General features: G+C 72.0%; 20 protein-coding genes. 7 read left to right on the forward strand and 13 right to left on the reverse strand.

Annotated features, from left to right (window positions below):
• Positions 1-34: 34 nt before the first annotated feature.
• Complete coding sequence (locus tag ACFY0K_RS13735; RefSeq protein ID WP_390639966.1) at positions 35-1,510, reverse strand: hypothetical protein; 1,476 nt, start codon at positions 1,508-1,510, stop codon at positions 35-37.
• 120 nt (positions 1,511-1,630) lie between these two features.
• Between ACFY0K_RS13735 and ACFY0K_RS13740 the strand changes: the two genes are divergently transcribed.
• Both ACFY0K_RS13740 and ppdK read left to right on the forward strand, forming a co-directional pair.
• A complete protein-coding gene (locus ACFY0K_RS13740) occupies positions 1,631-2,851 on the forward strand; it encodes an ROK family protein (RefSeq protein ID WP_390639967.1) in 1,221 nt (406 codons plus the stop codon).
• A 420-nt stretch (positions 2,852-3,271) separates the two neighbouring features.
• Positions 3,272-5,992, forward strand: coding sequence for a pyruvate, phosphate dikinase (gene ppdK, locus ACFY0K_RS13745; RefSeq protein WP_390639968.1), 2,721 nt, complete (start codon positions 3,272-3,274; stop codon positions 5,990-5,992).
• Positions 5,993-6,133: 141 nt separating this feature from the next.
• On the opposite strand, the gene ACFY0K_RS13750 is transcribed toward ppdK, so the two are convergent.
• Positions 6,134-6,679 carry a DUF3291 domain-containing protein gene (locus ACFY0K_RS13750; protein WP_390639969.1) on the reverse strand — a complete coding sequence of 182 codons (546 nt, stop codon included), beginning with the start codon at positions 6,677-6,679 and terminating at the stop codon, positions 6,134-6,136.
• 160 nt (positions 6,680-6,839) lie between these two features.
• On the opposite strand from ACFY0K_RS13750, the gene ACFY0K_RS13755 reads away from it, so the two are divergent.
• Positions 6,840-7,391: a GNAT family N-acetyltransferase gene (locus ACFY0K_RS13755; protein WP_390639970.1), complete on the forward strand. Its 552-nt coding sequence runs from the start codon at positions 6,840-6,842 to the stop codon at positions 7,389-7,391.
• A 6-nt stretch (positions 7,392-7,397) separates the two neighbouring features.
• Here ACFY0K_RS13755 and ACFY0K_RS13760 read toward each other — a convergent pair whose 3' ends face one another.
• Together ACFY0K_RS13760 and ACFY0K_RS13765 are read right to left on the reverse strand one after the other, a co-directional pair.
• Positions 7,398-8,153, reverse strand: a complete 756-nt coding sequence (locus tag ACFY0K_RS13760) for a rhomboid family intramembrane serine protease (RefSeq protein ID WP_390639971.1) — start codon at positions 8,151-8,153, stop codon at positions 7,398-7,400.
• 90 nt (positions 8,154-8,243) lie between these two features.
• Positions 8,244-9,350 carry an Lrp/AsnC family transcriptional regulator gene (locus ACFY0K_RS13765; protein ID WP_390639972.1) on the reverse strand — a complete coding sequence of 369 codons (1,107 nt, stop codon included), beginning with the start codon at positions 9,348-9,350 and terminating at the stop codon, positions 8,244-8,246.
• Between the two features lie 63 nt (positions 9,351-9,413).
• Between ACFY0K_RS13765 and ACFY0K_RS13770 the strand changes: the two genes are divergently transcribed.
• Complete coding sequence (locus tag ACFY0K_RS13770) at positions 9,414-10,574, forward strand: alpha-hydroxy-acid oxidizing protein (RefSeq protein ID WP_390639973.1); 1,161 nt, start codon at positions 9,414-9,416, stop codon at positions 10,572-10,574.
• A gap of 36 nt (positions 10,575-10,610) precedes the next feature.
• Here the strand turns inward: ACFY0K_RS13770 and ACFY0K_RS13775 are convergent, their stop codons facing one another.
• On the reverse strand, positions 10,611-11,420 hold the full coding sequence (locus ACFY0K_RS13775) for an SDR family NAD(P)-dependent oxidoreductase (protein ID WP_390639974.1): 810 nt from the start codon (positions 11,418-11,420) through the stop codon (positions 10,611-10,613).
• A gap of 104 nt (positions 11,421-11,524) precedes the next feature.
• Here ACFY0K_RS13775 and ACFY0K_RS13780 point away from each other — a divergent pair, with 104 nt between their 5' ends.
• Entirely contained in the window at positions 11,525-12,091 is a 567-nt protein-coding gene (locus ACFY0K_RS13780; protein WP_390639975.1) for a TetR/AcrR family transcriptional regulator, read from the forward strand.
• A 74-nt stretch (positions 12,092-12,165) separates the two neighbouring features.
• Positions 12,166-12,735, forward strand: coding sequence for a YciI family protein (locus tag ACFY0K_RS13785; protein ID WP_390639976.1), 570 nt, complete (start codon positions 12,166-12,168; stop codon positions 12,733-12,735).
• A 108-nt stretch (positions 12,736-12,843) separates the two neighbouring features.
• On the opposite strand, the gene ACFY0K_RS13790 is transcribed toward ACFY0K_RS13785, so the two are convergent.
• From ACFY0K_RS13790 to ACFY0K_RS13825, 8 genes are all read right to left on the reverse strand, one after another.
• Complete coding sequence (locus tag ACFY0K_RS13790; protein ID WP_390639977.1) at positions 12,844-13,776, reverse strand: aminoglycoside phosphotransferase family protein; 933 nt, start codon at positions 13,774-13,776, stop codon at positions 12,844-12,846.
• Between the two features lie 86 nt (positions 13,777-13,862).
• The gene (gene nirD, locus ACFY0K_RS13795; protein WP_351954910.1) at positions 13,863-14,213 is read right to left on the reverse strand and encodes a nitrite reductase small subunit NirD; all 351 of its coding nucleotides are present in this window, start codon (positions 14,211-14,213) and stop codon (positions 13,863-13,865) included.
• A complete protein-coding gene (nirB, locus tag ACFY0K_RS13800) occupies positions 14,210-16,828 on the reverse strand; it encodes a nitrite reductase large subunit NirB (RefSeq protein WP_390639978.1) in 2,619 nt (872 codons plus the stop codon). The genes nirD and nirB overlap by 4 nt, the downstream gene beginning before the upstream one ends.
• Positions 16,828-17,184: a hypothetical protein gene (locus ACFY0K_RS13805; protein WP_390639979.1), complete on the reverse strand. Its 357-nt coding sequence runs from the start codon at positions 17,182-17,184 to the stop codon at positions 16,828-16,830. Before ACFY0K_RS13805 ends, nirB begins: the two co-directional genes overlap by 1 nt.
• Before the next feature lie 132 nt (positions 17,185-17,316).
• A complete protein-coding gene (locus ACFY0K_RS13810; RefSeq protein ID WP_390639980.1) occupies positions 17,317-17,940 on the reverse strand; it encodes a class F sortase in 624 nt (207 codons plus the stop codon).
• A gap of 167 nt (positions 17,941-18,107) precedes the next feature.
• Positions 18,108-18,632 (reverse strand): hypothetical protein, encoded by a 525-nt coding sequence (locus ACFY0K_RS13815; RefSeq protein ID WP_390639981.1) that lies wholly within the window; start codon positions 18,630-18,632, stop codon positions 18,108-18,110.
• A gap of 281 nt (positions 18,633-18,913) precedes the next feature.
• On the reverse strand, positions 18,914-19,588 hold the full coding sequence (locus tag ACFY0K_RS13820; protein ID WP_390639982.1) for a YceI family protein: 675 nt from the start codon (positions 19,586-19,588) through the stop codon (positions 18,914-18,916).
• A gap of 242 nt (positions 19,589-19,830) precedes the next feature.
• A complete protein-coding gene (locus ACFY0K_RS13825; RefSeq protein ID WP_390639983.1) occupies positions 19,831-21,474 on the reverse strand; it encodes a M4 family metallopeptidase in 1,644 nt (547 codons plus the stop codon).
• 138 nt (positions 21,475-21,612) lie between these two features.
• Here ACFY0K_RS13825 and ACFY0K_RS13830 point away from each other — a divergent pair, with 138 nt between their 5' ends.
• Positions 21,613-22,047: a gamma-glutamylcyclotransferase family protein gene (locus ACFY0K_RS13830; protein ID WP_390639984.1), complete on the forward strand. Its 435-nt coding sequence runs from the start codon at positions 21,613-21,615 to the stop codon at positions 22,045-22,047.
• Positions 22,048-22,167: the final 120 nt, after the last annotated feature.

Consider the following 22,167-nt stretch of genomic DNA (forward strand, 5'->3'; position numbering starts at 1 on the left):
AACGTGCGGTGTCCGCCGAGGACACCCCGTTTTGTCAGCTCTTGTGCAGGTTTTGACGTTCGGTATGTGGCTCTTCGTGTGACGTGGTGTGCGGTGCCGCGGGCTGCTGCCGGTGGTGCAGGTCCAGCGCGAGCGCCGCGGTCCAGCTGAACCCGGTCGCGCCGCACGCCTCGCCGGTGTGCGGGTCGACGTACTCGGCGAACCCGCTCGCGTCGGCCGTTCGTACGACCGCCTCGGCGAGCGCGTCCGCCCGCTCCCGCTCGCCGTGCTCGCGCAGCCCCCGCTCCAGCAGCCAGCCTGTGTTGAACCAGGCGGGCCCGCGCCAGTAGCGGTGCGGGTCGAAGGCCTCGCCGAGCAGGTCGTAGCTGGGCACCAGGCCGGACCCGGTGCCGAAGTGCGGGCCGTCCAGGGTGCGGACGAGCGCGGCGGTGATCTCCCGGGGCAGGCCGGGCAGGAGCAGCGGGACCAGCCCGGAGACCGCGCGCTCCGGGATGAGCGAGCCGCCCCCGTCGGCCCCGCCGTCCGTGCCGCCCCGCAGGTCCCGGCACAGGAAGATCTCCTTGTCCGGGTCCCACAGCCGGTCCACCAGCGCGGCCGTCAGCCGTTCCGCCCGCGCGTGCCGGGCCGTGCCGGGCGCGCCCAGCTCCCGCGCGATCCGGGCGAGGGCGTGCTCGGAGGCGATGAGCAGTGCGTTGAAGGCGGGGTCCTCGACGGCGAAGTCCCTGGTCCGGTCGGTGTATCCGGCGTCGCGGTAGTCGGCCGCCAGCCGCACGTACCGCCCGTAGTCCAGGTCCGTGGGCCGGTCCTCGGCCGCGCCGTGGTCCAGGTCGGCGCGCCGGAAGGAGCGTGCCGGGGCCGGGACGACCCGGGCGAGCGGGGCGTCCCAGCAGGGGCTGTTGTCCATGCCCTGCTCCCAGGGGTGCACGACGGACGCCAGCCCGCCGCCGCCCAGGTCGCGCCGGTGCAGCAGATAGCGGTGCCAGGCGGCGAGCCGTGGGTAGACGCCCGCCAGGAAGCCGCGCGCCCGCGACAGGCCCGGGTCGGCGAGGTGCACCAGCCAGGCCGCCAGCGCGTGCACCGGTGGCTGCACGATCCCGGAGGTCTGTACGGTGCGCGGGGCGCCCGCAGCGCGCCCCGCGGTCGAGGAGCGCCAGAAGTCGGGGCTCGGGAAGTACGCGTCGAGGGGCACGGAGGGGTTGAACACGATGTGCGGGATCCGCCCGTCGCCCCACTGGGCGGCCAGCAGCGTCTCCAGCTCCGTCTGCGCGCGCAGCGGCGAGAGGTGCCTGAGGCCGATCGCGATGAACGCCGAGTCCCACGACCACTGGTGCGGATACAGGTTCCGGGAGGGCACGGTCGAACTGCCGGTCCAGTTCCCGTCGAGCACCTGTGCGGCTCTGACGTGCAGCGACCGTCGTGCGCCGGCGCCGGTGGCGGCGCGGGCGGGCGGCGGATCGTATGCAATGCCGCGGTCGAGCGCATGGGTGGTGAGCTGGGCAGTGCGATCCACTCGGGACTCCCCGAAGACGTCCGGCCGACCGGGTTTGGCTGTGGCTACCGTAGGGTTACGTCTATTTAACACGCAAAACTCAATATGTAATGCAAGCTTGAGAAACACAAGGGGGTGCGCATGACCGGACGTCCCGGCAGGACCGGCAAGGGCGGCGGACAGGCGAGCGCCGGCGATCTGCTCGAACTCGTGCGCAACGGGCGGGCCGTGACGCGCGGCGCCCTCCAGCAGGCCACCGGGCTCTCCCGCGCGACCGTGGGCCACCGCCTGGACCGCCTGTTCCGCGCGGGCTGGCTGCGCGAGGGCGCCGGCGGCCCGGTCGACTCCCCGCTGGGCGGCCGCCCCTCCATCACCCTCGAGTTCGACGACTCCCACGCGGTCGTCCTCGCCGCCGACCTGGACACCCGGCACGCCCGTGCCGCCGTGCTCACGCTCACCGGCGAGCTCCTCGCCGAGCACTCCGGCACCCTGGTGATCCAGGACGGCCCCGAGGCCGTGCTCGGCGAGCTCGGCCGCTGGTTCGCCGAGCTGCTGGAGAAGGCCGGACACCGCGCCACGGAGGTGTGCGGGATCGGCCTCGCGGTGCCGGGCCCGGTCGACACCGACACCGGCCGGGTCGTCCAGCCGCCGATCATGCCCGGCTGGGACGGCTACGACATACGAGGCCGCCTGGCCAGGGCGTTCTCGGAGCACACGGGCGCGCCGGCCGTCCCGGTCCTGGTCGACAACGACGCCAACCTGATGGCGTACGGGGAGCAGCGCACCGGGCACCCGGACTGCTCGGCGTTCGTCCTGGTCAAGGTCTCGACGGGTATCGGCGCCGGGGTGGTGGTGGACGGCTCGATCTACCGCGGCATCGACGGCGGCGCCGGGGACATCGGCCACATCCGGGTGGGCGCGGAGGCGCAGTGCCGGTGCGGTTCCTACGGCTGCCTCGCCGCCGTCGCGAGCGGCGGTGCCGTGGCCCGGCGGCTGGCGGAGGCGGGGATCCCGGCCTCCTCCGGCTCGGACGTGCGGGACCTGCTCGCCTCGGGCCGTCCCGAGGCGGCCGCGCTGGCCCGGGAGGCCGGCCGCATGGTCGGCGACGTGCTGGCCACGGTCGTGACCCTGCTCAACCCGGGCGTCCTGATGATCGCGGGAGACCTGGCGGGCACCCCGTTCCTCACCGGCGTGCGCGAGCTGCTCTACCAGCGGGCGCTGCCCCGCTCCACCGCTCATCTGGACGTCGTGACGTCGCGGCTGGGGGAGCGGGCCGGGCTGGTCGGGGCCGGGGCGCTGGTCGTGGAGCACCTGTACGCGCCGGAGCGGGTCGAGGAGCGGTTGCTGGCGCTGGGCGTGTGACCGGCGCGTTTCCGGCGGGTTCTGGTGTCCGCCACCGCGTCCGCATGGTGAACTCCGGCGGTCTGTGGCAGCGTGATTCTCGCCACCCTTGATAAGGGTTGCGCTCAGATGAGCGGATCATGGGCGACTGCACTTCTCCAAGGGGTGGCACTGGGTGCCACCCCTTGATCGTTCATCGATCGAAATCAGGTGTGCAGTATGGCCGCTCAACTGAGCGGAAAGGTGCGGTGCTGAGCGGTCATGTGTTCAAGAAGTGAAAACACAAACTGGTCTCCGCTTGCCAAGCTTTGACTTTCGATCCGGTGGCGGACGACTGGTTACGGGCGCATGACACGCAAGTAGACGTACCCAGGCGCCTTCGATCTGGGTATGTTCCTGGCCGTCAGGGCAGCCACCGAGTCTTCCAGGGAGTCGAGACCCGTGTCGGAAAACAAAGAACCCCACGGCGTGAAGTTCGTTTACGACTTCACCGAGGGAAACAAGGACCTCAAGGACCTCCTGGGTGGCAAGGGCGCGAACCTCGCCGAGATGACCAACCTGGGGCTCCCCGTTCCCCCCGGCTTCACCATCACGACGGACGCCTGCAAGGTCTACCTCGACAGCGGCGAGGAGCCGGCGGCACTGCGTGACGAGGTGAGTGCGCACCTCGGAGCCCTCGAAGAGCGGATGGGCAAGAAGCTCGGCCAGGCCGACAACCCGCTGCTGGTCTCGGTCCGCTCCGGCGCCAAGTTCTCCATGCCCGGCATGATGGACACGGTCCTGAACATCGGCCTCTCCGACAAGTCCGTGCAGGGCCTCGCCAAGCAGGCCGGCGACGAGCGCTTCGCGTGGGACTCCTACCGTCGCCTCATCCAGATGTTCGGAAAGACGGTCCTCGGCGTCGACGGCGAGCTCTTCGAGGAGGCGCTGGACGCGGCGAAGGAGGCCAAGCAGGTCACCGTCGACACGGAGCTGGAGGCGGCCGACCTCAAGAAGCTCGTCACCAGGTTCAAGAAGATCGTCAAGGCGGAGGCCGGCCGGGACTTCCCGCAGGACCCGCGCGAGCAGATGGACCTCGCGATCCGCGCGGTCTTCGACTCCTGGAACACCGACCGCGCCAAGCTCTACCGCCGCCAGGAGCGCATCCCCGGCGACCTCGGCACGGCCGTCAACGTCTGTTCCATGGTCTTCGGCAACCTCGGCCCGGACTCCGGCACGGGCGTCGCCTTCACCCGCGACCCCGCCTCCGGCCACCAGGGCGTCTACGGCGACTACCTGCAGAACGCCCAGGGCGAGGACGTGGTCGCGGGCATCCGGAACACGGTTCCGCTGGCCGAGCTGGAGAACATCGACAAGAAGTCGTACGACCAGCTGATGCAGATCATGGAGACGCTGGAGAACCACTACAAGGACCTCTGCGACATCGAGTTCACCATCGAGCGCGGCCGGCTGTGGATGCTCCAGACCCGCGTCGGCAAGCGCACCGCGGGCGCGGCCTTCCGGATCGCGACCCAGCTGGTGGACCAGGGCCTGATCGACGAGACGGAGGCCCTCCAGCGCGTCACCGGCGCCCAGCTCGCTCAGCTGATGTTCCCCCGCTTCGACGAGCAGGCCAAGACCCAGCAGGTCGGCCGCGGCATCGCCGCCTCGCCGGGCGCGGCGGTCGGCAAGGCGGTGTTCGACTCCTACACCGCCGTCAAGTGGTCCCGCTCGGGCGAGAAGGTCATCCTGGTCCGCCGCGAGACCAACCCCGACGACCTCGACGGCATGATCGCGGCGGAGGGCATCCTCACCTCCCGCGGCGGCAAGACCTCCCACGCGGCCGTGGTCGCCCGTGGCATGGGCAAGACCTGCGTCTGCGGCGCGGAGGAGCTCGAGGTCGACACCAAGCGCCGCCGCATGACGGTACCCGGCGGCCAGGTCGTCGAAGAGGGCGACGTCATCTCCATCGACGGCTCGTCCGGCAAGGTCTACCTGGGCGAGGTACCCGTCGTACCCTCCCCGGTCGTCGAGTACTTCGAGGGCCGGATGCACGCGGGCGCCCAGGACGCCGACGAACTGGTCGAGGCGGTCCACCGCATCATGGCCTTCGCCGACCGCAAGCGCCGGCTGCGGGTGCGCGCCAACGCCGACAACGCCGAGGACGCCCTGCGCGCCCGCCGGTTCGGCGCCCAGGGCATCGGCCTGTGCCGCACCGAGCACATGTTCCTCGGCGACCGCCGCGAACTGGTGGAACGCCTGATCCTGGCGGACACGCAGGAGGACCGCGAGGAGGCGCTGAACGCCCTTCTCCCCCTCCAGAAGAAGGACTTCGTCGAACTCTTCTCGGCGATGGACGGCCTCCCGGTGACGGTCCGCCTCCTCGACCCCCCGCTGCACGAGTTCCTCCCGGACATCACGGAACTCTCGGTCCGCGTGGCCCTCGCCGAGTCCCGCCAGGAACCCCACGAGAACGAGCTCCGCCTCCTCCAGGCGGTGCACCGCCTGCACGAGCAGAACCCGATGCTGGGCCTGCGCGGCGTACGCCTCGGCCTGGTCATCCCGGGCCTGTTCACGATGCAGGTCCGCGCCATCGCCGAGGCCGCCGCCGAGCGCAAGAACGCCAAGGGCGACCCGCGCGCCGAGATCATGATCCCGCTGGTCGGCACGGTGCAGGAGCTGGAGATCGTCCGCGAGGAGGCCGACCAGGTCGTCGCGGAGGTGGAGGCGGCGACGGGCACCAGCCTCAAGCTCGCCATCGGCACGATGATCGAGCTCCCGCGGGCCGCCCTGACGGCGGCCCAGATCGCGGAGGCCGCGGAGTTCTTCTCCTTCGGCACGAACGACCTGACCCAGACGGTCTGGGGCTTCAGCCGCGACGACGTCGAGGCCTCCTTCTTCACCGCCTACCTGGAGAAGGGCATCTTCGGCGTCTCCCCCTTCGAGACGATCGACCGCGACGGCGTCGGCTCCCTGGTCGCAGCCGCGGCGAAGGCCGGCCGCGCCACCCGCCCCGACCTGAAACTCGGCGTCTGCGGCGAACACGGCGGCGACCCGGAGTCCGTCCACTTCTTCCACGAGGTGGGCCTGGACTACGTCTCCTGCAGCCCGTTCCGCATCCCGGTGGCCCGCCTGGAGGCGGGCCGGGCGGCGACCCAGTCCGCAGGCAGCGACCACCGCTGAGGCCGTCACCGGCCTCCCGCGAACCCCGGGTCCGCCGTCCGTCCCCGACCCTCAAGACCGATGGACGGCGGCCCCGGCACGCAAGAAGAGGGGCGGCACCCTGTGCGGGGGTGCCGCCCCTTCGTGGTTGCCGGAACACGGCTACGCAGGTTCCTCGGCGTCCTTGATCCCGGTCGGCGTTCCGTCCGGGGCGAACGGGTGGTGGAAGGTGAAGGCGTGCGGCGCGGAGCCGTGGTCGTGGAGGTGTTCCAGCCTGGAGACCCCGTCCTGCCAGGTGGGTGTCACGCCGTCGGAGACCCACCAGAACACGTGACTCGGGTGGCCTGTCCTCTCGAACCAGTCGTGCCGCCTGTTCAGCGCCGCACGGTGCAGGCCGGTGTAGACGGCGTCGAAGGCGGGGCGCAGGCCGGTCCAGAGGGAGAGGGTCGCGGCCAGGGCGGTGGTTTCCACGGTGCGGCCCTTGCCGTACCAGGCCGGTACGGCGAACTCCCCCCACGCACCCCAGTCCGCCCCGAAGAGCACGCCCCGGTCACCGTCCGCCGCTTCGGCATGCGCGAGGTACCCGGGGTGCCGGCTGATCTTCCGGTAGACGGCCTCGCCGTGTTCGTAGAACTCGCGCGTGAGCGGGGCGGGATCGGCGAGAGGCGACTTCAGGACGCCGAATGTGTACAGCGCAAGACGGGGCATGCGTATCTCCCTGTTCGGGGGTGCCCGGTGTGGACCCGATCGCCGAGGACCAGGTGAAGGTAGCCGCCTGCGCCGGCCATGTCGAAGTTGCGTTTTCCCTGTCCAAGTGGCCTCTCGCGCTAGGGGGACAGGGGGTTTGACGGCCTGTTAGCGTGCGCGGATGGAGAACCTGAGCCCCGTTGAGTGGCCGCCCGAGCCGATCGTCACCGAGCGGCTGGTGCTCCGTGTGTCCGAGACCCGGGACCGTGCTGCGTTCGTCGAACTGCTCGCCTCGCCCGAGGTGCACACCTACCTCGGCGGGCCCCGGCCGCGTGACGAGGTCGAGCGCGAGCTGCCCGGGGTGCCCGAGCGGTGGCCCGGGAGCTTCGTCGTCGAGCTCGACGGGGCGATGATCGGCCAGGTCCTGCTCAGGAGAGCGACGGGGCACCGCCGCCCGGCCGCCGCGGGGAAGGCCGACCTCGGCTACCTGTTCCTGCCGCGGGCGTGGGGATTCGGGTACGCGTTCGAGGCGTGCTCGGCGGCGCTCGGCTGGCTCGACGGTGAACTTCCGGGCGAGCCCGTGGTGCTCGCCACCCAGAGCGCCAACGTCGCCTCGATGCGCCTCGCGGCGAAGCTGGGCTTCACCGAGGTGGAGCGGTTCGAGGCCTGGGGCGCCGAACAGTGGCTCGGCATGCGGTCCCCGGCCACGCCAGGGGGCGTCCTCCCGCAGTGAGGGCGGTCAGAGCAGACCGAGGTCGTCGAGTTCCTTGTACAGGTCGGACCGCGGGGAGTCGGGGCGGGGCTGCGGGGTCCTGCCGCCGGCCGGGGTACGAGGGGTGAGGTCGCCGGAGGCGGGGCGCGGTGCGCGGCGGTCGCGGAAGAGCCAGGCGCCGACCAGGCCGCCGAGCAGCCCGCCGAGGTGGCCGAGCCAGCTCACGCCGGGGGTGCCTGGGACGGCCACGGTGAGGAGGTAGGCGAAGGACGCGCCCATGACGATCCCGATCAGCGTGTCGATCAGGTGCCGGTCGAAGAGTCCCCGTACGACGACGTAGCCGAAGTACCCGAAGATCAGGCCGCTGGCGCCGACCGTCGCCACGTCGCCGTGCTCGAAGAACCACACCACCAGGCCGCTGCTCAGCGCGATCAGGAGAGTGAGGCCGAGGAACCGGGCCACTCCCCGGTAGGCGGCGAGGAAGCCGAAGACGAACAGCGGGCCGGAGTTGCTCTCGATGTGCGCCCAGCTCCAGTGCAGCAGCGGCGCGACCAGGATGTCGGGCAGGGTGCCGACGTCGCCGGAGACCACCGCGTAGTCCCGGGAGAGGGCGTAGTGGTCGGAGTAGTTGGCCAGTTGCACCAGCCAGACGACGGCCAGCAGACCGAACATCACGAAGAACGCCTTCCGCGCCTCCGCGATCATCTGCTCGGGGCTCATCGGGACCGGCACGGGCCGGTCCTTCTTCGGTTCCTTCGCCGGTTCCTTCTTCGACGTGCCCATGGCGGGCTCCCCCCTCGAACCGCTCGAACGCCGTCGCGTCCCCACCACGGCGCACTCTACGGCAGCCCGCTGACAGCGGCTGAGACCCGGCTACAGGGCCGGTTCCGCCCACAGGTCCGCCGGTACCACGCCCACGGAGCGGCCGTGCGCGTCCAGCAGGCGGCCGAGGAGTTTGTCCTGGCGCAGGGTGATGACCCGGTCCGCGATGTCGAGGGCCGGGTGGGCCGTCGCCAGGTGGGTCTCCAGGCGGAGGATGTCGCTGACCGAGTGCAGGCTGGCCTGGAGGATGAGGTTCTGCGGGCCGCTGATGGCGGCGCAGTTGCGGGTCTCGGGGAGGCGGATGAGGCACTGGCCGACCTCGGGCAGGTCGGCGGGCGGCACTCTGGCCCAGAAGGTGACGGCGACCGGCCAGCCGCCGAGGGGGCGGGCGAAGTCGCAGCGGAAGCGGAGCAGGCCCCGGCGGGTGAGGGACTCGACGCGGCGTTTGGCGGTGGAGAGGCTGACACCGAGGTCCTGCGCCAGGGTCTGGTAGGGCGCGCGGCCGTCGTGGGCGAGGCGGACGGCGAGGGCGCGGTCGGCGGAGGTGAGCTGCCGGTGGGCCGTCTGCCGCGTGGCGGGGGCGGGCGCCTGCGCCGTCAGCCGGGCACGTTGGGCGGGGGCCAGGGCGGCGATGCGCCAGTGGCCGCCCTCGGTGAACATGTGGGTGACGATCCGGGACCGTACGGCGGTGATGCCCGGCAGGTGGGGGAGCAGGTCGAGGGTGTAGCGGGACAGGGCCGGCAGGTCGGGGGTGGCGACCGTGGCGAGGATGTCGTGGCCCGAGGCCGTCCGCTCGATCGTCACCATGTGCGGGTGGGCGCTCAGGGCCTCCGCGACCCGGGCCGTGGTCCCCGGGGCGCAGTCGATCACGACGTACGCCACGCAGATCTGCTCCAGCAGGCGCGGGCCGGGCGAGAAGCCGACCCAGGCCGTGCCCTGCGCGGACAGGCGGTGGAAGCGGCGGGCCACCGTGACCGGGTCGACGCCCAGGGCGCGTCCGAGCTCGGTCCAGGAGGCGCGCGGGCTCAGCTGCAGCGCGTTGATCAGCGCCAGCTCGTCCTCGGTCAGCAGGGGCGGTGCGGCCCCGAAGGCGGCAGCATCCTGCGTCCGATCGCCCTGCGAGCCGGAATCCTGCGTTTCGGAGCCGTTGTGCGCCACTCTCCCATTGTGGACTTCAGGGACCCGCACCCCGCGGGCGCAGCCGTGAAGAAGGGCCGGAGCATGGCGTTCGCCGACTACCAGAACGAGATCTACCTGGACGGGCTGCGCGGAGTGGTGCCGCGGTTCCCCATGTCGTACGCCGATCTGGAGCCGTTGGCCCTGGCCGCGCTGCCCCCCGCCGTGCGCTCGTACGTCGCGGGCGGCGCCGGTGACGAGCGGACCCAGCGGGCCAATGCCGCCGCGTTCGAGCGGTGGGGCCTGGTGCCGCGCATGCTGGTGGGGGCCACGGAACGGGACCTGTCCGTCGACCTGTTCGGGATGCGGCTGCCCTCGCCGCTGTTCATGGCCCCGGTCGGGGTGATCGGGCTGTGCGCGCAGGACGGTCACGGCGACCTCGCCGTTGCGCGCGCCGCCGCCCGTACCGGCGTACCGATGGTCGCCTCCACGCTGACCGTCGACCCGCTGGAGCAGGTGGCCGCCGAGTTCGGTGACACCCCGGGCTTCTTCCAGCTCTACACCCCCACCGACCGCGCACTGGCCGAGAGCCTGGTGCACCGGGCCGAGCGGGCCGGGTTCAAGGGGATCGTGGTCACCCTGGACACCTGGATCACCGGCTGGCGGCCGCGTGACCTGAGCACCGCTAACTTCCCGCAGCTGCGCGGGAACTGCCTGGCCAACTACACCGGCGACCCCGTCTTCCGGGCCCGTCTCGGCAAGAACCCGGAGGACGACCCGCAGGCCGCCGTCGCGCTCTGGGCGGGGATCTTCGGCAACCCGCTCACCTGGGACGACCTGCCCTGGCTGCGGTCGATCACCGATCTGCCGCTGATCCTCAAGGGACTCTGCCACCCCGAGGACGTCCGCCGGGCCAGGGACGCCGGGGTGGACGGCGTCTACTGCTCCAACCACGGCGGCCGCCAGGCCAACGGCGGGCTGCCCGCCCTCGACATGCTGCCGGAGGTGGTCGAGGCCGCCGACGGCCTGCCCGTCCTGTTCGACTCCGGGGTCCGGACGGGCGCCGACATCGTCAAGGCCGTCGCGCTGGGCGCCACCGCCGTGGGCGTCGGCCGTCCCTACGCGTACGGCCTCGCGGTCGGCGGTGAGCCCGGCCTCGTCCACGTCCTGCGGGCGCTGCTCGCCGAGGCCGACCTGATCATGGCCGTCGACGGCTACCCGACGCTCGCCGACCTCACGCCGGAGGCGCTGCGCCGGGTCGCCTGACCGGTGGGGCCGCCGGTCCGGCAGTCGGTCAGTCGGTCAGTCGGTGCCGGCCGTGACCGGCTCCCAGCGGTCGTACTCGGCCATCAGCTCGGCGAAACGGCCGCGCACCATCTCCAGACCGGCGGTGGCCACCGCGAGGTGCAGCGGGGGCGCGTCGGTGCCGGTGACGTCGGCGACGGCCGCCATCGACCGCACCAGGTTGCCGCGCACCGCCTGTTCGGCGAACCCGGCCATGGTGGCGTAGGCGGGCGCGTAGTCCGGGATGGAGACGGCGGGGAGCTTCGCGTTGCCCTCGAAGCCGGTGTCGAAGCCGGCCGGTTCGACCAGGGTGACGTGGATGCCGAGCGGGGCCAGCTCCACGGCCAGGCCCTCCGTCAGGTTCTGCACGGCGCTCTTGGAGGCGCAGTACACGGCCATCGTGGGCAGGCTGACGTGGCCGCCCATGGAGCCGATGTTGAGGATGTGGCCCGAGCGGCGCTCCCGCATGTGCGGGAGGACGGCCTGGATCACCTGGACCAGGCCCACCACGTTGGTCTCCAGCTGGTCGCGCAGCTGGTCGGGGCTGATCTCCTCGACGGCGCCGACCTGGCCGTAACCGGCCGCGTTGACCAGGGCGTCGACGGCGCCGAAGCGGTCGACGGCGGCCTTGACGGCGAGCTCGACGCCGGCCCGGTCGGTGACGTCGAGGCGCGTGACCAGGACGTTGCCGAGGCCGGCGAAGGCCGGGTTGGCCTTGGCGGTGTCCCGCATGGTGGCCGCCACGTTCCAGCCGCGCGCCGCGTACTCGAAGGTCAGCGCCTCTCCCATGCCGGTGGAGGCGCCGGTGATCAGAACGGTCTTGTTCATGGTGCTCTCTCTCGCGTGTGTGCTGTGCCCCCCGGTCGTGCCCCGCCCCTGCTAAACAGAATCGACAAAACATGTATAGCACGCCCAGTCGGTATGGTGTGCATATGACCGTGACCCGAGGGGACACCCAGCGCCGCGAGCAGGTGCTCGCGGCGGCGCTGACCGTTTTCGCGACGTTCGGCTACCGCAAGACGTCGATGGACGCGGTGGCCCGCGCCGCCGACATCTCCCGCCCCGGCCTGTACTTCCTCTTCTCGGGCAAGGAGGAGCTGTTCCGCGAGACCATGCGGCAGGAGCTGGACCGGGCGCTGGCGGACGTCCGCACGGCGCTGGCCGCCCCCGGCGCGGACCTCGACGCCCGCCTGGTGGCCGCGCTCGACGCCAACCTCGGCCGGTACGTCGGCACGCACCTCAACGAGGGCGTCGACGAACTGCTGGAGCACGGGGCCGCACAGCTCCACGACATGTACGACGACTACCGGGACGCCTTCCTGGAGACGCTCGCGCAGGCGATCACCGACTCCGGCCGTACGGCACCCGGCGCCGTCACGCCGCGCGAGATCGCGGAGGTCCTGCAGGCGGCCGGCGAGGGCTGGAAGCACCGCGTCGGCGACCGCGCGGAGTTCGTGCGCAGGCTGGGCGTGGCAGTCGCGGTCGCGTTGCGCCCGTAGGCCTCTCCCGGCGGTACGACGCCCCCCGGAAACCGTGTTGAAGGACTGGGCCGACTGCGGAAGGCTCCGCGGGCATGGAGTTCTTCTGTTACCACCGAGACCGGGCCGGTTCCGTGGCGTTGCGCGCGGAGCTCGTGGAGGACCACTGGGGCTACATGGACGGCTACGCGGCCGAGTTGATCGCCCGGGGGCCGACGTTCCGCGCCGGCGGTGCGGAGCCGAGCGGGAGTGTGCACGTCGTGGACCTGCCAGGGCCGGCCGAGGCCCGCGCCTTCGCCTTCGACGAGCCCAACTACCAGGCCGGCGTGTACCGGGACGTGCTGCTGCGGCGGTGGCGCAACCTGCTGGGGCGGACCATGTGGGAGTTCCCCGGCGGCCGGACCGGCGGCGACCGGTACCTGGTGCTCGGCCTGGGGCCGGTGCACGCCGAAGGCGCCGCCGCCGGGCCCGGCGGTCTGCCGGACGGCACCGATCACGACGACCTGATCGCCTTCGGCCCGCTGCTGTCCGACGACGGCACCACATGGATCGGCACGGCGGCACTGGTCCGGGCCGCCGACCGGGACCGGGCGCTCGGCGTGCTGGCGCCGGTGCGGTACGCGGACGTCGAGGTGCACGACTGGGAGTTCGGCGGGCGGCGGTGACCCGGACCGGGACCCGGGCCGTGGCCCAGACCGATACCTAGACCGATACCTAGACCGATACCTAGACCGTGACCTAGACCGTGACCTAGGCGGTGACCTAGGCCGGACTTAGACCGCCAGGCACTCCGCCAGCCGGTCCGCGAACTGGGTGACGCGGTCGAGCCGGGGGCCGGTGCGGGCGATGCGGAAGCCGTGGCGGCGGCCCCAGAACGCCGCCTGGACGGCGTGCAGCTGGGCCCAGCGGCGGACGCGTTCGCGGTCGACTTCCGCCGCGTCGGCGAAGACGTCCAGGAGGCGGCGGGCGGTCCTCGGGAGGTCGTCGCACTGCAGGAGGCTCAGCGCACGGGACTTGAGGAGGGTGCCGCCGTCGTACGCCGGGTCTCCCGCACAGCCCTTGGGGTCGACCGCCAGCCACGGTTCCCGGTCCGCCCGCAGGATGTTGCGTGCGTGCAGGTCGCCGTGGACGAGGGTGTCCGGCTGGGTCCGGCCCAGTTCGCGGACGGTGGCGTGGGCCGCGTCCAGTACGCGGGGCGGGAGGGCGTGGGGCAGCTCGGCGGCGTCCTCGCACAGCTCCGCCGCCCAGGCGTCCGCGCGGTCCCGGAGCCGGGGCAGGTTCGGCGGCGCCGGGACGGCCAGGCGGTGGTTCAGGCGGCCCGCGATCGTCATCACCGCCTCGTCGTCGGGCTCCAGCGCCGCGAGCGTCGACGTGTGGGCCCGTTCCAGGAGGAGGGCGAAGCGGGCGTCGTCGCGCCGGTGCAGGCGGACCGCGCCGCGGCCCGCCCACACCTCGAACGCGTCCGGCTCGTGGACGTTGCCGGGGTGCGGGAAGGACACCTTGACGACGCAGGGGCGGCCGGAGGACCGCAGGCGGACCGGGACGATCACCCCCACACCGCCGTGCGTCACCTCGCCGTCGGGCTCGCAGCCCCAGCGCCGCAGCAGGTCCTCGACCGTCGCCGGGAGTTCGGCGATCCACGCCGCCCCACGGTCACCCTCCCGCTCGATCGTGCCCCGCACCAGCGCCTCCGGAATGCCGATCATCCTGGCACCCTACGCGGCGCTCCCGAAGTCACGCCGGCACACCGGGAGTCAGGGCCCCCGCCACCGTTCGGCCGGTGGGGCGGTCCTCAGGCCGCCCGTACCTCGTACGCCGTCACCCGTACCGTCTCGTCGTCCAGGCAGGCGCCGGTCTCGAGGTCGAAGCGCTGCTTGAGGAGCGGGGAGGCCACGAACGGGCGGTTCCGGTGGGTGCCGGTCAGGCCGCGGGAGAGGACCGCCGCGCCGCCGAAGGGGTCGCGGTTGTCGATGGCGTAGAGGCGGCCGGCGCGGTCGCGGAAGACGGCGGCCTGGTGGCCGTCCGGGAGGAGTACGGCCACCCCGCGGCCGGGAGTGAGCAGGCTCAGGTCGCACACGGTGAACCAGGAGTCCGCCAGCCGGAGCTGGACCTTCAGGTCGGTGGTCTCGGGGGCCAGGGTCATCGCTGGGAGCTTCCTTCCAGAACGGTCGGCGTGCCGTCCGCGCGGCGCAGGCCGATGGACAGCAGGGGCAGGTCGGGCTTCATCTGGTCCCGCTCGGGCACGAAGCCGACGACCGGGTCGGGGGTGTCGGGGGCGTTGACGAACGAGACGAACCGGGCGAGCTTGTCGGGGTTGTCGATGGTGGTCGCCCACTCGTCGGCGTAGTTGGCCACGTGCGCCGCCATCAGGGACTCCAGCTCCTCACAGATGCCGAGGGAGTCCTCGACCACCACGTCACGGACGTGGTCCAGGCCGCCCGGGATCCGCTCCAGCCAGGTCGACGTGCGCTCCAGGCGGTCGGCCGTACGGATGTAGAACATCAGGAAACGGTCGATCAGGCGGACCAGTTCGGCGTCGGTGAGATCCTGGGCGAGCAGGTCCGCGTGGCGCGGGGTGGCGCCGCCGTTGCCGCCGACGTACAGGTTCCAGCCGCCCGCGGTGGCGATGACGCCGAAGTCCTTCGACTGGGCCTCGGCGCACTCGCGGGCGCACCCCGAGACGGCGGACTTGAGCTTGTGCGGCGACCTCAGCCCCCGGTAGCGCAGCTCCAGGTCGATCGCCATCCGCACCGAGTCCTGGACGCCGTAACGGCACCACGTCCGGCCCACGCAGGACTTGACGGTCCGCAGGGCCTTTCCGTAGGCGTGCCCGGACTCGAAGCCGGCGTCCACCAGCCGCGTCCAGATCAGCGGGAGCTGCTCGACGCGGGCGCCGAACATGTCGATCCGCTGACCGCCGGTGATCTTCGTGTAGAGGCCGAAGTCACGGGCGATCTCACCGATGGTGATCAGGCCCTCGGGGGTGATCTCGCCGCCGGGGATGCGCGGGACGACCGAATAGGAGCCGTTCTTCTGCAGGTTGGCGAGGAAGTGGTCGTTGCTGTCCTGGAGCGCCGCCTGTTCGCCGTCCAGGACGTAGCCGCTCGCGCCGATCGCCGGGGCGAGGGACGCGATGATCGACGCCACCGCCGGCTTGCAGACCTCGCAGCCGTCGCCGCCCCGGGCGTCCTCCCGGCCGTACCGGTCGAGCAGGTCCCGGAAGGTGTTGACGCGCAGCGCCAGGACGATCTCGTACAGCTCCTCGCGGGTCTGCGCGAAACAGCCGCACAGGCCCTTGTCGACCTCGACGCCGGACGCCTCCAGCTCCGCCGCCACCAGCCGGCCGAGGACCTTGACGCAGCTGCCGCACGTCGTACCGGCCTTGGTGCACTTCTTCACCTCGGGCACGGTGGTGCAGCGGTGCTCGGTGACGGCGCCGCGGATCGTGCCCTTGCGGACGTTGTTGCAGGAGCAGATGATCGCCTCGTCCGGCAGCGCGGCCGGGCCCAGCTGGACCGGCTCCCCGGCGCCGGCCGGCAGCACCAGCGACTCGGGCGAGACCGGCGGTACCGAACCGGTGAACGCCTTCAGCGTGCCGTAGGCCTCCGCGTCGCCGACCAGGATGCCGCCGAGCAGGGTGCCGTCCCGGCCGATCACCAGCTTCTTGTACAGGCCCGAACGGGCGTCGGAGTACACGACGTCCAGGCAGTCCGCGGTCGTGCCGTGCGCGTCGCCGAAGGAGGCCACGTCCACGCCGAGCAGCTTCAGCTTGGTGGACAGGTCGGCGCCGGTGAAGGCCGCCTCGTCGGCGGCGATGGTCGCCGCCGCCGTCTCGGCCTGCTCGTACCCCGGCGCCACCAGCCCGTACACCCGGCCGTCCGCCGCCAGCGCGCACTCGCCGATCGCGAACACGTGCGGGTCGGCGACGGTACGGCACTGCTCGTCGACCGCGATGCCGCCGCGCTCGCCGACCGTCAGACCGCAGTCCCGGGCGAGTTGGTCCCGCGGCCGGACCCCGGCGCTGAACACCACCAGGTCGGTGGCGAGTTCGCAACCGTCGGACAGCCGCATCCCCGTCACGGCGCCCGCGGAGTCGACCACGATCTCCTGCGTGCCGACGCCGGTGTGGACCGTCAGCCCCATCTCCTCGATGGTGCGCAGCAGGGCCGCGCCGCCACCCTCGTCCACCTGCACCGGCATCAGCCGGGGCGCGAACTCCACGATGTGGGCGGCGAGTCCGAGCCCCTTCAGCGCCCCGGCCGCCTCAAGGCCCAGCAGTCCGCCGCCGACCACCGCGCCCACCGTCGCCCTCGACTTCGCGTACTCCTCGATCGCGAGCAGGTCGTCGATCGTGCGGTAGACGAAGCAGCCGGTCGCGTCCTTGTGGGGGACCGGGGGCACGAACGGGTAGGAACCGGTGGCGAGTACGAGCGTGTCGTACGCAAACGCCGTGCCGGACCTGGCGGTTACCGTCCGCGCCACGCGGTCGATCGTCTCCGCCGGGTCGCCGACGTACAGCTCGATGCCGTGCGCCTCGATGAACTCCATGTCGGTCATGGAGAGTTCGTCGGGGGTCCGGCCCGAGAAGTACGAGGTGAGGGCGACGCGGTCGTAGGCGGGGCGCGGCTCCTCGCACAGCACGACCACGCGGTGCGTGGCGGTCAGGCCGCGCTCGGCGAGCGCCTCCAGGAAGCGTTGCCCGACCATTCCGTGGCCGACGAGCACGATCGTGGGGGTGGCCCCGGGGGTGGCGGTCATCAGGAGCCTCCGTCGTCGAGGAGCAGGGGGAGGTGGGGAAGCCGGGGCAGCAGGGGGCCGCACCCGGGTCCGGTGGGCGTGGGGCGGGGGCGGGCGGTCGCCTCGGGGGCGTGGCGGCGGCCGGGCGGCACCGCGGCGAGCTGCCCTGCGGTGAGCCGCACTGCGGCGGGCGGCACTCGGCGGTACGGACGCCGCTCCTCGTCGCCGGCGCGCGGTACGGGTGCCTCACGCGTCTCCCGGGTGTCACGCGTCACCCGTGTGTCACGCGTCTCCCGGGTGTCACGCGTCTCGCGCGCTGTGCACGGCTCGCGCGTCCCGGGGGCGCCGGTCACCACCCCACGCGTCTTCGAGGTCATACCCGGGAGCCTGCGGGGCCGACGTTACCCGGCCGCATCACCGCTGTTTCCCAGGAGGAACGCTGCCCTCTTCGGGGAGCGGGGGTGAGTGTGAGGGTGTGCGGGGTCCGGGGGAGGTGCGGTGGCCGCCGGTCAGCGGCTGCCGGTCAGGTGGGCGAAGACGACGACGTTCCCCTGGTACCCGGTCGTGCGCGAGTAGCCGCCGCCGCAGGTGATGACCCGCAGCTCGGGGCGGTTCGCGGCGCCGTACACCTTCTCGTCGGGGAAGTCGCGGGCCTGGTAGACCTCCACCGCGTCGACGCTGAACACGGCGACGCTCCTGTCCTGCCGGTCCACCTCGATGGCCGTGCCGCGCCTGAGGGCGCCGAGGTCGTAGAAGACGGCGGGGCCCTCGGTGTTGTCGACGTGCCCGGCGACGATCGCGGTGCCGGTCTCACCGGGGGTGGTGCCGGCCTCGTACCAGCCGGCGAGGTTCTTCTGCCTGGCGGGCGGGACGTCGAGGCTGCCCGAGGCGGTGAGGCCGAGGCCCATGAGGGGGGCGTTCACACGGATGGCGGGGATGCGGATGCGGGTGGGCGGGGAGGGCGGCAGCGCGGGGGCTTCCAGGCGTTCCTCGCCGGGCTCGGGGCGGCCTTCTGCGGCGGACGGCTGGGGCGGCGCGTCGTGCGGTCCGCTGCCTGGGCCGAGCAGCCATACACCGGAGCCGAGGGCCATGACGGTCACGGCGGCTATCGCGGTGTCCCCGATCCTGCGCATGTGAACCCCTCTCCCTGAGGTGAGAACTTCAAACGAGGGGGTGGGCCGCCAGCGGCGGTGAGAGCCTCTGGCGAACGTGACCCCCTCCCCCTCCGGGCCGCGAGGGGCGTCGGACCCGGAGGGGGTGGGATGTGCGGTACCGGCGGACGGACAGCGGAGGGTGTCCGTCAGATCGCATCGCCTCTCGCCCGGCGATGCAGGAGCCAGGTACCGCCCGCGGCGGCGACGGCCAGAGCCGCCACGCCTGCCGCGGTCTGCACGGGGTCGGAGCCAAGGGCACCACCGACCCCCGTCTTCACACTGCCGTGGGGCTGCACCTGCTGCCCCGCGGCCGGCATCAGTGCCACCATCAGGTCCCCGGTCACCTGCCGGTTCCCCTCGGCGCACTTCGCGACGATCTCGTACGTCCCCGGTTGCGCGCTCGGCGGCACCTGGAACTGCCCGATCGCCTCGCCTTCGTGCGTGCTCGGCGCAAGGGTGAACGTGCCGGCGCCGACGGAACTGGCGTCCCCGACTGCCGTTCCCTTCTCGCCGCAGGCCGCCGTGTTCACGGTGACCTGGCCGCCGGCCGCCGCGGTCGACGGGTACACGTCGAGGCTGCCGGTGGCGCCGCCGTAGGCCGGCGCGACGGCGAGTCCGGCCGTGGCCACGGCCAGCGCGGTCCCGGTCACCAGACGGGCGGTGCGTCGCATGGTGCTCCCTCGTCGAGGTCGTCCACTCCCTTGCTCTACCGAGGTAAAAGCCAACCGCCCGGCCGCGCCCCCTGAGGCGCCGTCAGCTTTGGGATGAACGGGTGTCACGGCGGACGGCCGAGGAGCCCGTCGAGGGCGGATTCGGGCAGGTCAAGGGGGTTGCGCGGGCTCCGGTATGAAGAACACACGAATGGTGGGGGGTGGGGGGAGTGAACGGGTGACCCCCTGCGGGGCCCGCCGCCCGCGGCAGCCGCTCGTGCGGGCGGGCCGCGTCTTCGGGGTTACGGCGCCCCCTGCCCGCCCTCCGGTGCCGTCCGGATCGCCGCGATGTCGAACTGGAGCCGCACCGTCTCGCTCACCATCGCCCCGCCCTCCGCCAGGCGGGAGTTGTAGGCCAGGCCCCAGTCCATGCGGTTGATGGTGGTGGTGCCGTCGAAGCCGGCGCGCTGGTAGCCGAAGGGGTCCGTGACGTTGCCGATGTAGGTGAGTTCCAGGTCCACCGGGCGCGTCGTCTCCCTGATGGTCAGGTCGCCGGTCATGACGTAGACGTCCGGCGCTTTCAGGCGCACCGCCGTGCTCTGGAAACGCATCCGCGGGAAGTTGCGGGAGTCGAGGAAGTCGCGCCCCACCAGATGGGCGTCCCGCTGCTCCACGCCCGTGTCGACGCTCGCCGTGGACAGGATGATCTCCGCCTGCGAGCGGGCCGGGTCGCGGCCGTCGAAGTAGAGGCGGCTCTTGTACTCGGTGAAGGCCCCGCGGACCGTCGTCACCATCGCGTGCCGCACCGAGAAGCCGATTCTGCTGTGGGCCGGGTCGATGATCCACTCGCCGGTGAGGGCGGCGAGGGCGGGGTCCAGGAGGACGGGGGCCGAGGTGGGGGAGGCCGGCGACGTCGTCGGGCGTGCGGGGTTCGTGGGGGTGCGGCGGGACGTGTGGGGGCGGCTGAACAAGTTCATGATTTATCTAGTTAGTCCACTCCGGGAATTGCCGCAAGTGGTCGTCAGGACAAAGGAGTTCGCCAATTCCGTATACCGTCACCGAAACTGCACATCGCCACCACGGGATCCACTCAGGAAGTGTTCGCTATTCCCGGATTCCGGTTTCCTCGAATTTCACTGTTCCCCTTTGTTCGGGGTGTATGTGACGGCCGCCCCGGTTCGTTCGCCGGGGCGGCCGCCTCATGTCGGTGCGCCGTGCCTCAGTTCACGTTCACCGCGCTCCACGCCGCCGCCACCGCGTTGTACTCCGTGCTGCCGTTGCCGTACAGGTCCTTCGCCGCGTTCAGCGTGGCCGTCCTCGCACCCGCGTAGTTCGTCGAGGACGTCATGTAGACCGTCAGAGCGCGGTACCAGATCGCGCCCAGCTTGTCGCGGCCGATGCCGGTGACGGTCGAGCCGTTGTACGTCGGGGAGTTGTAGCTCACGCCGTTGATGGTCTTCGGCCCGCTGCCCTCCGCCAGCAGGTACGCGAAGTGATTCGCGACGCCGGAGGAGTAGTGGACGTCCAGATTGCCCACCGACGAACTCCAGTAGTCCGCCGAACTCCCGTCCTTCGACGGCTGGTCCATGTACCGCAGTGCCGTCTTGCCGAAGCCGGAGCGGACGATCTTCTCGCCGATCAGGTAGTCACCGGGGTCGGAGGAGTTGTTGGCGTACCACTCCACCAGCGTGCCGAGGATGTCGGAGGTCGCCTCGTTCAGGCCGCCGGACTCGCCCGAGTACGTCAGCGCTGCCGTCTTGGAGGTGACCCCGTGCGTCATCTCGTGGCCCGCCACGTCGAGCGCCACCAGCGGCCCGAAGGTCGTCCCGTCACCGTCGCCGTACGTCATGCAGAAGCAGCTGTCGTCCCAGAAGGCGTTGTTGTAGTTGTTGCCGTAGTGGACGCGGTTGTACGAGCCCTTGCCGTCGCCCGCGATGCCGTTGCGGCCGTGGACGTTCTTGTAGTAGTCCCAGGTCTCGTTGGTGCCGTACTGGGCGTCGACGGCCGCCGATGAGCGGTCCGACGTCGCGCCCGTGCCCCAGTGGTTGTCGGCGTCCGTGAACACCGTCGACGGCGCCCGGCTGATGCAGATGCCGAAGATGCACAGGTCGGTCTTGTTCGCCGCGTCGCCGGTGTACGTGTTGCCGCGCGTCGGGTCCGTGAGGTTGTACGCCGAACCGGACTGCGTCGTCTGCAACGGGACCGTGCCGCTGTACAGGGACTTGCCGTCGCCGGTCGCCGTCTCGATGCTGTCCCAGGCGTCGATCTGGGCGCCGGTGCGGGCGTCCGTCAGCACCGTGCGGGCGACCGGGTTGCCGAGCGAGTCCTTGCCGACGGCGTTGGTGCGCCAGGCCAGTTTCGGAGAGCCGTGCAGGGCGTCGACGACCAGCTGCGGCTTGGCCTGCACCTGCTTCAGGGCGTCGCCGAGGTTCGCCGCCCGCAGCGCGTTCACCGCGAGGTCGGCGGCCTTCGGGGCGGAGACCTCCGGGACGATCGACGCCAGGGATATCCGGCTCCGGGTCGCCCGGTCGGCGCTGCGGTACGCGCCGTCCGACTTCAGGTGGACGACGAAGTCGCCGCCCAGGACCGGGAGCTGACGGTACGTGCGGTCGTAACGGACGTGCTGCGTGCCGTTCCTGTCCACGATCACGTCGCGGACCGAGGTGCCCTCGGCGGAGGTGAGGCCGAGGGCGGTGGCGTGCTGGACGAGTGCCTGTGCCGCGTTCGCGATCGCCGTGGCCCGGGTCGGTCTGGCGTCGGCGTGGGCGGCGGGGGAGAGCGCGGCGGCCAGCAGGGTCGCGGTCGTGGCGGCGACGCCGGCGGTGGCGAGACGGGAAACTCGGGTGTTCCGGGTCCGGCTCATCGGTCTCCTTGGAGGTGCGCCTCGAAGGCGTGGGGATGGCGCTGATGACGTCAGAGATTTAAGAGGCCATGACATGTCATGTCCATAGCGCCTTCATGGAGATGTGTGTGGAGGTGGAGGGGGTGCAGAATCCTTCCTGTGACCACCCGGAACCCCCGCCACCTCCCGTTCTTCGTCTACGGCACGCTCCGCCCCGGCGAGGTCAACCACGACGCGTACCTGCGGGGCCGGACGGAGACCGAGGAGCCGGGCCGCCTCGACGGGGCGGTGCTCTACGACGGGCCCGGCTATCCCTACGCCGTCGAGGAGCCGGGGCCGGCGGCGGTACGCGGCGAACTGGTCACCGCGCACCCCGAGGCGTACGACCGGCTCCTCCTGGAACTGGACGCGCTGGAGGAGTGCGTGCCCCAGGACCCGGAGAGCCTGTACGTACGCGTCGCCCGGGACGTCGTACGGCTGCGGGACGGGGCCGCGGTCCGGGCCTGGGTGTACGTCGCCGGGCCCGTCGTCGCCGGGAGACTGCGCACCGGCGGGCGGCGCATCGACGGCGGCGACTGGCTGGGCCACGGCTGACCGAGGGGGCCGGAGACCTCGGCGCCCCCCGTTATGTTTTCCGCGGTCCTGCAAGAGGGCCGCTGGCCTCCGGGCCCGGCATGACTGTTCCCCCCTGTCGAGCGGATGACCTGGGGGGTG

It is taken from the genome of Streptomyces sp. NPDC001507 (genome assembly GCF_042894765.1).
Classification (GTDB): Bacteria; Actinomycetota; Actinomycetes; order Streptomycetales; family Streptomycetaceae; genus Streptomyces.